Origin of the sequence: Curtobacterium sp. UNCCL20 (assembly GCF_900101675.1) — a bacterium.
Lineage (GTDB): Bacteria > Actinomycetota > Actinomycetes > Actinomycetales > Microbacteriaceae > Curtobacterium.
In genome coordinates, this window is record NZ_FNKG01000003.1 from 78849 (window position 1) to 91332 (window position 12484).

The 12484-nt window shown below is 70.2% G+C and carries 14 protein-coding genes; 5 read left to right on the forward strand and 9 right to left on the reverse strand.

Annotated features, from left to right (window positions below; genetic code table 11):
• Window positions 1-504 precede the first annotated feature (504 nt).
• The 7 genes from BLT36_RS18790 to BLT36_RS13585 all read right to left on the reverse strand — a co-directional run bounded on the left by BLT36_RS18790 (window position 505) and on the right by BLT36_RS13585 (window position 5592).
• Window positions 505-660 (reverse strand): hypothetical protein, encoded by a 156-nt coding sequence (locus BLT36_RS18790; RefSeq protein WP_175529646.1) that lies wholly within the window; start codon window positions 658-660, stop codon window positions 505-507.
• Window positions 657-1418 carry an HNH endonuclease gene (locus BLT36_RS19185; protein ID WP_217638315.1) on the reverse strand — a complete coding sequence of 254 codons (762 nt, stop codon included), beginning with the start codon at window positions 1416-1418 and terminating at the stop codon, window positions 657-659. Before BLT36_RS19185 ends, BLT36_RS18790 begins: the two co-directional genes overlap by 4 nt.
• Before the next feature lie 596 nt (window positions 1419-2014).
• Window positions 2015-2278 (reverse strand): hypothetical protein, encoded by a 264-nt coding sequence (locus BLT36_RS13565; RefSeq protein ID WP_092095965.1) that lies wholly within the window; start codon window positions 2276-2278, stop codon window positions 2015-2017.
• Window positions 2275-2568, reverse strand: coding sequence for a hypothetical protein (locus tag BLT36_RS13570; RefSeq protein ID WP_092095966.1), 294 nt, complete (start codon window positions 2566-2568; stop codon window positions 2275-2277). Before BLT36_RS13570 ends, BLT36_RS13565 begins: the two co-directional genes overlap by 4 nt.
• Window positions 2565-2915 carry a hypothetical protein gene (locus BLT36_RS13575; protein WP_139166473.1) on the reverse strand — a complete coding sequence of 117 codons (351 nt, stop codon included), beginning with the start codon at window positions 2913-2915 and terminating at the stop codon, window positions 2565-2567. The genes BLT36_RS13570 and BLT36_RS13575 overlap by 4 nt, the downstream gene beginning before the upstream one ends.
• A gap of 414 nt (window positions 2916-3329) precedes the next feature.
• Complete coding sequence (locus BLT36_RS13580) at window positions 3330-4460, reverse strand: phage major capsid protein (RefSeq protein ID WP_175529647.1); 1131 nt, start codon at window positions 4458-4460, stop codon at window positions 3330-3332.
• A 568-nt stretch (window positions 4461-5028) separates the two neighbouring features.
• Window positions 5029-5592 (reverse strand): hypothetical protein, encoded by a 564-nt coding sequence (locus BLT36_RS13585; protein ID WP_092095971.1) that lies wholly within the window; start codon window positions 5590-5592, stop codon window positions 5029-5031.
• A gap of 159 nt (window positions 5593-5751) precedes the next feature.
• On the opposite strand from BLT36_RS13585, the gene BLT36_RS13590 reads away from it, so the two are divergent.
• Window positions 5752-5931, forward strand: coding sequence for a hypothetical protein (locus BLT36_RS13590; RefSeq protein WP_092095972.1), 180 nt, complete (start codon window positions 5752-5754; stop codon window positions 5929-5931).
• 43 nt (window positions 5932-5974) lie between these two features.
• Here the strand turns inward: BLT36_RS13590 and BLT36_RS19045 are convergent, their stop codons facing one another.
• Window positions 5975-6592, reverse strand: a complete 618-nt coding sequence (locus tag BLT36_RS19045) for a hypothetical protein (protein ID WP_254787643.1) — start codon at window positions 6590-6592, stop codon at window positions 5975-5977.
• A gap of 415 nt (window positions 6593-7007) precedes the next feature.
• Here BLT36_RS19045 and BLT36_RS19050 point away from each other — a divergent pair, with 415 nt between their 5' ends.
• From BLT36_RS19050 to BLT36_RS13610, 3 genes are read left to right on the forward strand one after another with little or no spacing between them, the layout of a single operon-like run.
• A complete protein-coding gene (locus BLT36_RS19050) occupies window positions 7008-7619 on the forward strand; it encodes an ATP-binding protein (protein WP_254787645.1) in 612 nt (203 codons plus the stop codon).
• Window positions 7616-8842 (forward strand): DNA-processing protein DprA, encoded by a 1227-nt coding sequence (gene dprA / locus BLT36_RS13605; RefSeq protein WP_139166474.1) that lies wholly within the window; start codon window positions 7616-7618, stop codon window positions 8840-8842. Before BLT36_RS19050 ends, dprA begins: the two co-directional genes overlap by 4 nt.
• 25 nt (window positions 8843-8867) lie before the next feature.
• Window positions 8868-9800 carry a tyrosine recombinase XerC gene (locus tag BLT36_RS13610; protein ID WP_092095978.1) on the forward strand — a complete coding sequence of 311 codons (933 nt, stop codon included), beginning with the start codon at window positions 8868-8870 and terminating at the stop codon, window positions 9798-9800.
• A 165-nt stretch (window positions 9801-9965) separates the two neighbouring features.
• Here BLT36_RS13610 and BLT36_RS13615 read toward each other — a convergent pair whose 3' ends face one another.
• Window positions 9966-10613, reverse strand: a complete 648-nt coding sequence (locus BLT36_RS13615) for a M23 family metallopeptidase (RefSeq protein ID WP_092095980.1) — start codon at window positions 10611-10613, stop codon at window positions 9966-9968.
• A 426-nt stretch (window positions 10614-11039) separates the two neighbouring features.
• On the opposite strand from BLT36_RS13615, the gene BLT36_RS13620 reads away from it, so the two are divergent.
• Window positions 11040-12482, forward strand: coding sequence for a sugar porter family MFS transporter (locus BLT36_RS13620; protein WP_254787647.1), 1443 nt, complete (start codon window positions 11040-11042; stop codon window positions 12480-12482).
• The last annotated feature ends 2 nt before the right edge of the window (window positions 12483-12484 follow it).

A 12484-nucleotide genomic window follows, 5' to 3' on the forward strand; every position in this document is an offset into this window, starting at 1 on the left:
GCGGAAGTCAAACTTTGATGCGATTTTTCGACATCTCTGTGGCATGGGCGTGGGATACACCGACTTCCATCTGTGCACACCGGGCACCACCTGTGACCATGAACCCACTGATTCTGGAAAGGGCGTGTGGGAGCCAGTCCCAACAACTTTGACCTGCCCATGTCAAACGCGCCCAAGGACGTGGGTGGTCGCGGTTACCGTCATAGGTAAGGGCCACACCAACCGGTGCGGCCCGAACCTAGGACTGGCTGATCTGTAGGAGGACGAGCCTGTCCGCAAGCGCCCTGGAGGCCACTTGACACAGCACGTTACCCCAACCCTGCCCCGCTGGCCGGTCATCGTCGGCGCGATCACTGCGGTGTTGCACCTCGGGGCCGCGACCGTCGAACTCCTGACGGCCCTGCTGCACTGACAGCAGGACGCCCCCGCTTTAACGGCGGGGGCGTTCGCCCGTCAAGCGGGCACTTCAGGCCGCTGCTCCGAGATCGAGGATGGTGGCTGCGCTCATCGCCATGCATCCTCAGAGTTGCCCCAGCCCGCTTCGAGCGCAAGCCGCGCTTTGAACTCCGCCAAGGTCATCGCCTCAGGGCTACGTCTCCAGGCCGCCTCGACGGGGTCAAGGGGCTTGTAGAGGTTTGAGCTGTCGGTGTTGTCGGTCATGAGTGGCTTCCTTCGAGTTGTTGAGCTGCGTAGCGGGCACGGCGGCGAGCGTTCCGGGCCACGCGGCGCACGGGGTCGGCGTAGCGCGCTCGATCCGCGGCCCGGATCGCCGCCCGGCGCTCCGGGTCGGCTCGGAAGTTGCGACTGCGCTGTGTGTTCGCCGCTGTGCAGTCCGCACACCGGCAGCCCGCCTGGTACCGCGTGTAGGAACCGTGCTGCGCCGTTGGGATCGTCCCGTGACGCTGGGCATCAGCGGTGTTCATGGCATGGGTGCCCCAAGCCAAGTTGCTCGCGCGGTTGTTCCGCTGGTCGCCGTCGAGATGTCGCACCAGCGGGTGATGGTCGGGATTGTCGTGGAATGCCTCGGCAACCAGCCGATGAACCTTCCGCTGCCGATTGTGAATGGAGGCGTGGAGGTACCCGTCCGGGTACGGGGTCAGCTTGACGTGCCGCGGCGACTCGTATCGCGGAAGGACGGAGCCTGTGAACCGGACGCGGCCTTCCGAGGACACCTGATAGTGCCCACGAGCACCCGCAATGTCCCGCCACTCTTCGCCGGGCAGGTCGGTGGAGAGCGCGGGACGCGGGCTAGCTGCCTCCGCGCGGAGCCGAAGCACGAGGCGGGCGGCCCAAGCTGCATTCGAGCACGGGACGCACGGTGCTTCACCGCGGCGATAGTGGGCCTCAGCGCCGGCCTTGCCGGGCAAACCACACAGCGCCGTGATCGTCGGCTCCAGCCGCCCTGAGGCGGCGGTCATGATTCGGCCCGCTCTGCTTCGGCGCGCTCAGTGCAGGGCGTGCAGCTGTTCCACAGGCCGTCGGTAGCGGTAGGGCAGTCGCCGAATGCTGTGAACGGGAGGACTTCACCGCACCTGGAGCACGTCTTCGAGCCGGTGGGGTGCTTCGCCGTGCGAGCGGCGGAAACCTGCTCCGGCGTCCGTGCCAGGAGCGCTTCCCGGCGGCGGTTGGTTCGGCTGGCGTTGTGGCGGCGGCGTTCGGCGATGCGGGTTTCGATGCGGGCGCGGGAGCCGGGCCGGGTCGCGGTCTCCAGAAGCGCTTCGAGGGCGCTGAGGGTGCTGGGGTAGATCCGGCGGCGTTGTTCAGACATTGCAGACTCCGATGATGAGAAGGCCGGCGCTGAGCGTGGCGGCCAGGACGTGGGTGGTGGTGATGGCGGCGCGGAGTTCACGCAGGTGGTGCTTCATGGGGCAGGCTCCAATGAGAAAAGGCCCCTCCAGAGCACCCCCGCCTGCCCGGAAGGGGTGCCCTGAAGGGGCCGGTCTTGTGTGGCGTCGATTCGAGCGGGCAGGGCTTCGACGCGGTCGGGTGCTAGGCACCCGAAGATGGGGAGGGCCTACGCGGCCGTGGTGGGCTGTGCGGCCTCGGCCGCGCGGAGAGCGAGGTTGCGCTCGCGGTTCCGGGCACGGTAGCGGGCCATGGCGAGCCGGTGGGCCTCACGCCCGCGGTCCGTGTGCCGGTAGGCGCGGACCCGCGCGGCCCGGCACGGCCGGCACTGGTTCCGGCGGCCAGAGGGGGCGGAGACGTCGAGCGGGAAGTCCCCGATGGGCTTGGTCTCGTCGCAGATGCCGCAGCGCTTGGTGTCAGTCGGTTCAGTCACTTGGTGGCTCCCTTCGCGGGTGTCGATTCCTGCTTCAGCTTCGCCAGGCGGCTGGCCGTGCGGGTCGGTGCCGGTCCGTCGTCCCTCGCCTCGCGGACGATCCGGCGAACGGCCGTCAGCAGGCTCACGTACGCGGCGAGCGTTCGGGTCTGGAGGCTGCCCGCCTTGGTCTGGCGGTCGAGGGTGGCGGCGAGCGTGCGGGCGAGCTGCACGGTGCTGGCGTGCTCAGGGTTCGCCAGCACGGGGTCCGCGGCGAGCGTCACCTCGAGGGCTTCTGCGTGGCTGGTCATCGCGCCTCCTTGGCGGCTTCGAGATGGGCGGCGGTAGCGCCTTCGCGCTGGCCGATGGAGTGCGCCTGGAGCAGCGCGAGGTGGAGTCCCTGGGCGAACTCGTCCGCGGTCTTCGCGGAGCTGAGCACGGCCCAGTTGGGCATGAGGGGGAGCGACGGCACCCGGCGCTTCAGCGCGGCGACGGCTTCGGACACATCGAGTGGGGTGGCCAGCCCGGCGGAGACCGCCTCCTGCTCAGCATTGAAGAGCTGAGCAGCGAGGGCGTCTCGCTGGGCGGTGACTTCCCGCAGCTCCCGCTGGAGGCGGGCGGCGCGCATGGTGTGGGCGTTGCTTCCAAACAGGGCCACAGGGTCTCCCAAGGTCAAGGTCAAACGAGGGGGGGTGGGCAAAAACGGCCGGGGAGGGATTGAGGGTTACCCGGAGAGTGTCCGTGGCTTCGGCAGCCGTGAGAACTGACCCCCCTACCCCCTCAGGGCCTCGGAACAGGGGCGGACCGCCCGTCTCGTGCGCTTGTCCCGGCGACCGGCTTACCCAGCAGCGCTCGCATTTGACAGGCGGTCCGCGAACACGGAAGTCGCGGGAGGAAGCGCGACCGTCGTGTCTGCGGTCGGTCCGCGGAGCTGTCAGAGGACTCCGAGACCGGCCAGCTCACTCGACCCACCGAGGAAGGGCGGCGGGGAGTGGAGCAGTGCCCGGCCGGGCGGTGAGACCCGGCCGGGCTGGCAGCTGAAAGGCTCAGCTGCCGAAGCCATGAGGTGGAGCTACGCCGCCTTGGTCGTGACCAGGGCGATGGCCTCCGGACGGAACACGTCGAAGCCGAAGCGGCCCTCCGTACGCGCCACCACCTGGTTGGTGGTGAAGTACGTGTAGGGGTTCCACTCCGTCTCGACTCCGACCTTGTCGGTGCTGAGGCCGACCGAGTCCTGGCCGAGGACCAGGGCCTTGCCCGAGGGCAGGTCCGGGGAGGCCACGGTGGGCATGCCCCAGAGACCCGGGCGGTCGCCGCCCTCGAACGGGTTGCCGCCGAGGTACTGGCCGTTGCCGTCCTTGCTCAGGCGGATGGCGTCGTAGTCCTCGACCGGGAGGACGAGGACCGAGACGTTGTGCCCGAGCGAGGTGATCTTCGACGCTCCCGCGTAGATCGAGTCAGCGGCCGTGCCGGCGAAGGCCTGCGACTGGATGCCCGAGGCCGTGGAGAACGCGGAGACCGCATCGGCCGTGAGCTTGCGGATGATGCCGTTGCGCAGTTCGGCGTCCAGGAAGTCGGCGAGGTCGCCGTTGTCCCGGAGCAGCATCTTGTCGATGGGTTCCGACAGGTGCGCGTACACCTTGAGCGCGCCGTCGACCGCCTTGACCGTGTAGACCGAGGTCGGCTTCTGGGCACCCGGCGCGACCACGGCCGCGTTGTTGGTGCGGACCGTCTGGGCGACGTAGCTGTACTTCTCGCTGTCGCGCTGGCGGACCGGGATGAGGCCCAGCAGACCCAGCCCCGCCTGCCCGAGCGGCACCGGCTTGGTGTCGAGAGCCACCGGAGTGACCGTCGAGCCGCCAGCCACAACCGCCTTGACGCCGTTCAGGGCCGCGCGGTCCGCGGTTGCCTTCAGGCTCGCCGGAGTGATGAAGCCGCGGGGCGCGGACTTCACCTGGGTGTGCTCCGAGCCGCCGACGCCGTCCGGGAAGACGAGGTCGGTACCGGTCGTGCCGGCCGTGTGTTCGGCGGCCTTCAGACCGCGGATCTCAGCCTGGAGCTGGAACGCGCGGTCGGAGTCCGACTCGACGGACTTGACCTCGGCGTCGGTCAGGTCCCGGCCGCTGGCCTTGACCTCGGCGACGAGGGTGCCCATGCGAGCCTGGATGGTGGCCAGTTCGGCCTGTGCGGACTTGATGTCCATGGTGATACTTCCTTGCAGTAGAACACTGATGCGGCCTGCTGGCCGCGGAGAGTGCCTACGGAGGTCGGAGACGGACCCGTGGTGCATGTCCCTCCTGGGACTTGGGCTGGCCTCTGACTGGACCGGTGTCCGTACTCGACCTCTGCCCTCCTGGGCCTCGGGTCGCGGACGCGGCGATGCACCGCTACCAGGCCGGGGATCGGCCGGCCGCTGAGCGGTGCAAGATCTGGGGAGGGCGGGATGCCCTCATGTGAGTAGACCCTCTGCTGGTAACAAGCCGAGACGGTCGTGGGTGCCCCTCATATGACTAGACGGCATTGGTGTAACAAGCCGAGACGGTCGTGGGTGCCCTCGTATGAGTAGTACGCCACGTGGGGACAAGCCGAGGCGGGCGTGGGTGTCCCTCAGTTGATAAGTCCCTCTGCTTGATTCACTCCGGGCGGCAGTGCCGGCCTCGTGGGGTGCCCTCGGATGAGACGAGGGTGTTTGGGTAACAAGCCGAGGCGGTCGTGGGTGCCCATGTGAGTAGACGGCATTGTGACTTCACCCCGGCGGCGGGGCCGTCCCGTCAGCCGAAGAGCTTCTGAAGGACGTAGGTGACAGCGGAGCCGAGGGCAGCGGCGACGACGCCCACGATCACGGGGCTGTTCCACCACGCGCGCGAGGCGGTGTCCGGCGAATCGAGCTGGAGCGGTTCGTACGGCTCGGCGCGGCCGTGATGACTGAGGCTCCGCCGGATTGCGGCTCCGAACGCCTGAACGTCTTCGGGGAGCACTCCCTCGTAGTCGACCTCTAGCCGGAAGCCTTCCAGCCCCTGCCAGTCCGCGAAGACCGAGAACATCGCTTCTCGGTCGATTCGCCCGGTCCCGGCCGCGGGCCACCTCTCCAACGTCGAGAAGACCGACTTGGGCGCGGCACCCGTCTCATCGAGCCGGGCGAGCGCCTCGTGGAGGTCCATCCCGTTCTCGCGCAGCTCCCAGCGGACGGCGTTGTCCACAGCCGAGTAGCTGAGCGCGCCGGTCTCCCTCACGAACTCCAACCGCAGCTCGTCGTAGACCTGGACGAGAGCTTCCCGGAGCTTCTCGCCGCTGCGGAAGTAGCGCTCTTCCCTCTCGCGGTGTTGTCCCGGCACTCGTCCAACCTATGGCAGGCCAGCGACACAGGCTGAGGCCGGCGCGCTCGCCGAAGCTGGAAGCATCCTGGAGATTCTCCCGGGGCCGGGAGGTCGCTTGCGGTGTCGGAGGCCATGTGTACTCTCCGAGCACCCTTCACCTATCGAGAGGACGAAACCATGGCCACCGCACACGAGGTCAACGAAGCAAACGCAGAAGCGCAGCTGGCGCTGCTCAAGAAGATCCAGGAGAGCGTCACCAGCGAGCGGGTGGCCCCCAGTGCCATCAGCGAGTGGGCGCTCGCCTACCGTTACCTCCGAGGCGGCGCGCAGCCCGGCAGCGCGACCGTCGAGAAGTAGCGCGCGCCGAGGCCCGGACGTTCACAGCGGCGTCCGGGCTTCGTCATGCCCGGCGCATCTCGGCGTACAGCTCGCTGATGCGGTCGCGGAGCCTCCGCAGCTTCCGAGCGTCAGGGTGCTGCTCGGGGATCTCGGGGCCATAGACCCGGTCGATCATCTGCTCCAGCTCGCGGGCCTCCCGGCGGAGCGGGGCGAGCACAGCTGCGAGGCTTTCGCGCTCCAGCTCGGCTGCCCGGTCATCGGGCGAGCTGAAGCGGTCCCGGATCGTCCGGGGCAGCGACGGGTCCTGCCGGCGGGCGTGCTGGAGCTGGCCGGCGACGGTCTCTAGGTGGCGTGCCTTCCGAGCCTCGGGGGAGCGGTCGCCTCGGCGGTAGGAGCTGGCGGAGTGCTCCAGGATGAGGGCTGGCAGCTCGGCCAGGGCCTCCGGCACTCGGATGCCGTGGAAGCCGTAGATGCCTTGGCGCTTCGACTCTCTGAAGCCACGCGCCCGGAGGATGCGGAACAGCTCCCGAGACGTCAGCGGTCGGGTGCCCGGCGGCATGGCGTCCAGGGCCGCTCGGAAGACGGCCGTGCGGGGCGACCAAGCGGCGGGGTCGAGATCGAAGATGCGCTCCAGGCCGTTGAGGGCGGGCGCTGCGGGCGCTGCGGTTGGTGAGGTCATGGGCCTTCCAGGGGCGATCGAGGGACCGGCGAAGCGGTCGAGGGTGGCGCACAGGCAACACCCAGGTGTATGTCCTGTCCAAGTGCCTAGGGGCAGTTTGGACAGATGGCACTTCCGCGCAGATGCAGGGCAGTGGATGCCAAGGGGCAGTTTGGACAACTGGTCACCCGGCGCTACTTCCCAGGTGGCAGTAGGGGCGCACGGCGAAGGGGCAGTTTGGCCATCGGTTCTAACAACTAAAGGAGAACAGCCCCTTGAACCTGCCCCAGTTGCCCCAGGAACCTTCCCATCGGCTTGCTGGTGCGGATCGGGGCGGTGCAGGAACATGCCCCGTTCCTGCCCCAAGTGCCGCAGAACTACCCGGAAACTGTCCCATTGGTTCTGGAGCGGTAGTACCTCACGTCACCTTTTGGTGTTGCTCGACGAGGCGCCGGAGTTCCCCCGCGCGGTGCTCGACGCGCTGCGCCAGCCCCTCGAGTCCGGTCGCATCACCGTGCACCGTGCTGCCGGGGCTGCTGAGTTCCCCGCTCGCTGCCAAGTGCTCCTCGCGGCGAACCCCTGCCCGTGCGGCAACGCGGGGGACCGGCAGCAACCGTGCGAGTGCACGCCGGCCGCGGTGCGCCGGTACCTCGGTCGCATCTCCGGTCCACTGCTGGACCGGATGGACCTCCGGGTCCGCGTGCCGCGGGTCACCACGGGACACATCCGTGCTGGCGACGGGTCCACCCCGACCACCGCCGAAGCCCGACTGGTCGTCGAGCGGGCCCGTGCGCGGATGACCGATCGGCTGCAGGGGACCGGGTGGACGCGGAACGCCGAGGTAGCCGGCTCCTGGCTCCGGACTCCCGGCCACTCCGACCCCGGGGCGACGAAGCAGCTCGACCAGGCGCTCGATCGCGGGACCCTGACCATGCGGGAATGGGACCGTGCGATGCGTGTGGCGTGGACGCTCGCCGACCTGCAGGACGCCGACCGCCCGGGGGAGCGCCACGTGCTCGAGGCGCTCGCGCTCCGGAGCGCACTGTGAACGGCGGGGCGGACCTCCTCCAGGCGGTGCAGGCCGTGCTCGGACCCGGGAACGCCGGGCAGGACCCGTTCCAGGTGGCGGCACGGGTCGCGTGGTCGACGATCACGGAGCCCGGGGACGCGGTGGCCGCCGAGCTCGTGGCCGCCCTCGGTCCGGAGCAGGCGTTCGAGGCGGTCCTCGGCAGCACCGCCCCCGACGACGACCGGCTCCTCCGCACCTGCGTCGAGTCCGGCGTCGTCGGAGCGGAGGACCCGGACACCTTCCGGCCGGTCCTGCACGCCGCCGTCGCGCGCTGGACACCGCGACTCGGCCGAACCGCCGTCGGTGACGTCATCGCGGCGGCACGGGCGGTCGGGGCACGCTTGCTCGTACCCGGCGGTGTGGGGTGGCCGGAACGCGTGGACGACCTCGGCCCGCACGGCCCGCTCGTGCTCTGGACGCGGACGGCCGCGTCGGACGTGCTCCCGTCCCTCGCTGTCGTCGGATCGCGTGCCAACACCGTCGCCGGAGCGGAAGCGGCCGCCGAGATCACCTCGACCGCGGCGGACGCCGGGTGTGCCATCGTGAGCGGTGGTGCGTACGGGATCGACGCCGTCGCGCACCGGGTGGCGATCGCCGCCGAAGCCCCGACGGTGGCCGTGCTCGCAGGCGGCATCGACCAGCTCTACCCGGCGGGCAACGTCGAGTTGCTCCGGAACGTCGCGCGGCAGGGTTCGCTCCTCGCGGAGTCACCGCCCGGGACCCGGCCGACCCGGTGGCGGTTCCTCGCGCGGAACCGGCTCATCTCGGCGCTCGGAGACGCCACCGTCGTGGTCGAGGCCGGTGCTCGGTCCGGGGCACTCAACACCGCACACCACGCGGCGCAGCTCGGGCGGCCGGTGTTCGCCGTTCCGGGAGCGTTCTCGTCGTCCGCGTCGGTCGGCTGTCACCGACTCGTCGCCGAGGGCCGGGCACAACTCGTCGTCCACCCGCGGGACCCGTCGGACGCGGTGGTCGGGTCGGCAGAGCCGGTCGCGTTCGGTGTCGCGAACGAGCCGCTCGCCGGAGCACGATCGGACCCGGAGGTCCTGCGAGTCCTCGATGCGCTCGGCCGTCGAGCGATGCCGGAGTACGAGGTCGCGGTCCGGTCGGGGATGTCCCTCGCAGAGGTCGCCGACGCGCTCGCCCTCGCCCAGCTCCAGGGACTCGTCGTGCACACGACCGGCGGGTGGGCGCGGGCGTGACGGTGGACAGATCTACGCTGGTGCCGTGGCGGAGCGGACGGACCAACGGCTGGCGGTGCTCGTCGACGCCTTCCTCTCGCACGCCCGGCACGCGCGGGGCCTCAGCGAACAGACGGTCCGGGCCTACGCGAACGACCTCGAGCAGCTGGTTGCGTTCAGTGCGGCACGCGGTGTCGAGTCCGCACCGGACCTCGGGCTCGAACTGCTCCGCGACTGGCTCTGGGACGCGGACCACCGTGGGCTCGCGCGGTCGACCATCGCGCGTCGGTCCTCGTCCGTGCGGGCCTTCACACGGTGGGCGAGCGAGTCTGGTCTGCTGCCGGTCGACCCGGGGGTGCGACTCCGCGCGCCGAAGGGGGCATCCCACCTGCCACGGGTGGTGTCGTCGGACCAGGTCCGCGCGATCCTCGACGGGCTGGCCACGCGTGCGGCGACGGACGACCCGATCGCGCTCCGTGACCTCGCCGTCGTGGAACTCCTGTACGCCGCGGGCATCCGTGTGAGCGAACTGGTGGGTATCGACGTGCTCGACCTCGACCGGGGGCGGCTCACCGTCCGGGTGCTCGGCAAGGGCGGACGAGAGCGCGTCGTGCCCTTCGGTGTGCCGGCGCGCGACGCAGTCGAGGCGTGGCTGGAGCGTGGCCGGCCGATCGTGGTGGCGCGGTCGGAACAGCCCGACACCGGTGCGCTGTTCCTCGGCGACCGAGGTGTCCGCCTCGGCGTTCGGGGGGCGTACCGGATCGTGGCGAAGGTGCTGCAGGACCTGCCGGGCGAGGGGCCGAGCGGACCCCACACCTTCCGGCACACCGCGGCGACGCACCTGCTCGACGGGGGAGCGGACCTCCGGGCCGTCCAGGAGCTCCTCGGCCACGCCAGCCTCGGGACGACGCAGATCTACACGCACGTCTCCTCAGCACGCTTGCGAGAGGTCTACCGAACGGCGCACCCCCGGGCCTGACCGGCTGACCATCCCGATCGACCTGACCGGCTGACCAGCCCGATGGACCTGACCGGCCGAACCGGCCCCGAGCGGCCCTGACCGCCCAGCCCGAGCGGCCCTGACCGCCCTGACCGGCCAGCCCGACCGACCTGACTGCGATCGGCCCGATCGGCCGTGCGGTGGTCACTCCCCGGCGGGCCAGGCGGCCTCCGGCAGGAGCACGGGCCACGCCGCCGCCGGCAGGTACGGCGTTGGATCGACGTACCGATCGTCGATCCGTGCGCCGAGGTGCAGACACGGGTCCGACGCCGGGCAGTGTCCGACCGCCACTGCTCCGACCGTGTCTCCCTGCGCGACGACGTCGCCCTTCTGGACACCAGGCGTCACCGAGTCGAGCGTGCTGACGAGGCCGTCGCCGTGGTCGATCGTCACCACCCCGCGCCCGGCGACGGAGCCGGCGAACACGACGGCGCCGTCGTCGACCGCGACCGCGGGGGTGCCGAGCGCCACCGCGACGTCAATGCCCCGGTGTCCCGCGGCGTAGTCGTCCGCCGGTGCTTCCCACGGCCGGCTGATCACTCGGGTGCCCGTCGGCCACACCCAGGTCGTCGCGGCAGCACGGTTCGTGGGGTCCGACGCGAGGGGCGACGCGGGGTCGGCGGCGGCGACAGGGAGGGGTCGCGCGGTGGGGGAGCCGAGCACGACCGTCGCGGCGAGCAGCAAGCACGACGCGAGCGCCAGCACGCCGTACCGCACCACCACGCGGTGCCACACGACGCGGTGCTGGACGACGCGGTGCCGCACGACGCGGGTGAGCGGGCCTGAGGTCATGGGAGCCAGCCTCCCGGCACTGGCGCCGGCCGCGGGCGGCGGCGGGGCGATCTGTGGAGGGTGGGTCGCGCCTCCAGGCCTGTGGAGGAGGCGCGCGCGCAACGTGCGACAACACCGATGTCGTACGACAGCGACAGTGTCGCAACCAAGCGCCCGCCACTGTTGCGGCCGCGGGGGAACGACGACACCGCAGTCGTACGACGTCGACGATGTCGTTCTGCGTCGGAACAGCCACCCGCCCCGCGCGCCACCCGGACCACCCCCCCCCGCCCCGCCAGCCCCACCGCGCACCGGTTATGCCCGCGCCGCGATCGGGGAGTACAGTCGGGGCCGCTCCGGAACACGCAACGCCGCTCGGACGGCGAACCAGCCGACCGCCGGGGCACCGTGCAGCATCCCGCACGGCGGCGGGGAACCTGGAGCATCGTGTCGAACGCGACCACGCAGCACGGCGAGGACCGTGCGTTCAAGGGGAAGGTCACACTGTTCGCCATCGCGGCGGCGGTCGGCGGCTTCCTCTTCGGATTCGACTCGTCCGTGATCAACGGCGCAGTCGACGCCATCAAGGGCGAGTTCGGCCTGACCGAGGCCGCCAGCGGCTTCGCCGTGGCCTCCGCACTCATCGGGTGCGCGTTCGGCGCCTACTTCGCCGGTCGCCTCGCTGACCGCTGGGGTCGCACCCGCGTGATGTTCTGGGCTGCCGTCCTGTTCTTCGTCTCGTCGATCGGCAGCGCGTTCGCGTTCGCCACGTGGGACCTCGTGATCTGGCGCCTCGTCGGCGGTCTCGGCATCGGCACCGCCTCGGTCATCGCACCGGCGTACATCTCCGAGGTCTCGCCGAAGGCCATCCGCGGCCGCCTGGCGTCCTTCCAGCAGCTGGCGATCACGCTCGGTATCTTCGCCGCGCTGCTGTCCGACCAGGTGTTCGCGGTCACGGCCGGCGGTGCCTCCGAGACGGTCCTCGGCCTCGCCGCCTGGCGCTGGATGTTCCTCGTCGGGGTGGTCCCGTCGGTGGTCTACGGCATCCTGGCGATCACGCTGCCGGAGTCGCCGCGCTTCCTCCTCGCGAAGGGCAGGACCGACGACGCCCGCGTCGTGATGGGCAAGATCGTTCCGCGGGACACGGTGAACACCTCGCTGGAGGAGATCCAGGACGGCATCAAGAAGGAGGCGAACGAGAAGAAGGGCTCCATCCGGGGCAACCGCTTCGGCCTCCAGCCGATCGTCTGGGTCGGCATCATCCTCGCCGTGCTGCAGCAGTTCGTCGGCATCAACGTGATCTTCTACTACTCGACGACGCTCTGGCAGGCGGTCGGCTTCAAGGAAGAGGACTCGTTCCTCATCTCGACGATCACCTCGGTGGTGAACGTCGCCGTCACCTTCATCGCGATCTTCCTCGTCGACAAGGTCGGGCGGAAGCCGCTCCTCGTCGCCGGTTCGGCGGGCATGTTCGTGTCCCTGACGATGGTCGCGATCGCGTTCTCGCAGGCGACGATCGTGAACGGCAACCCGAGCCTCCCGGGCTCGTGGGGCGTCATCGCGCTCATCTTCGCGAACCTCTTCGTCGTCTCGTTCGGTGCCACGTGGGGTCCGCTCATGTGGGTCCTCCTGGGCGAGATGTTCCCGAACCGCATCCGTGCGACCGCGCTCGGCGTCGGTTCCGCGGCGAACTGGATCGCGAACTTCATCGTCACGATCTCCTTCCCCGTCCTGTCGGGCTTCAACCTGACGGTGACGTACGGCATCTACGCCCTGTTCGCCCTGCTCTCCCTGTTCTTCGTCATCGCGAAGATCCCGGAGACCAAGGGCCGGTCCCTCGAGGAGATGGGCATCACCGCCGAGGGCGACACGGTGGGCGCGAAGGCGTAGCC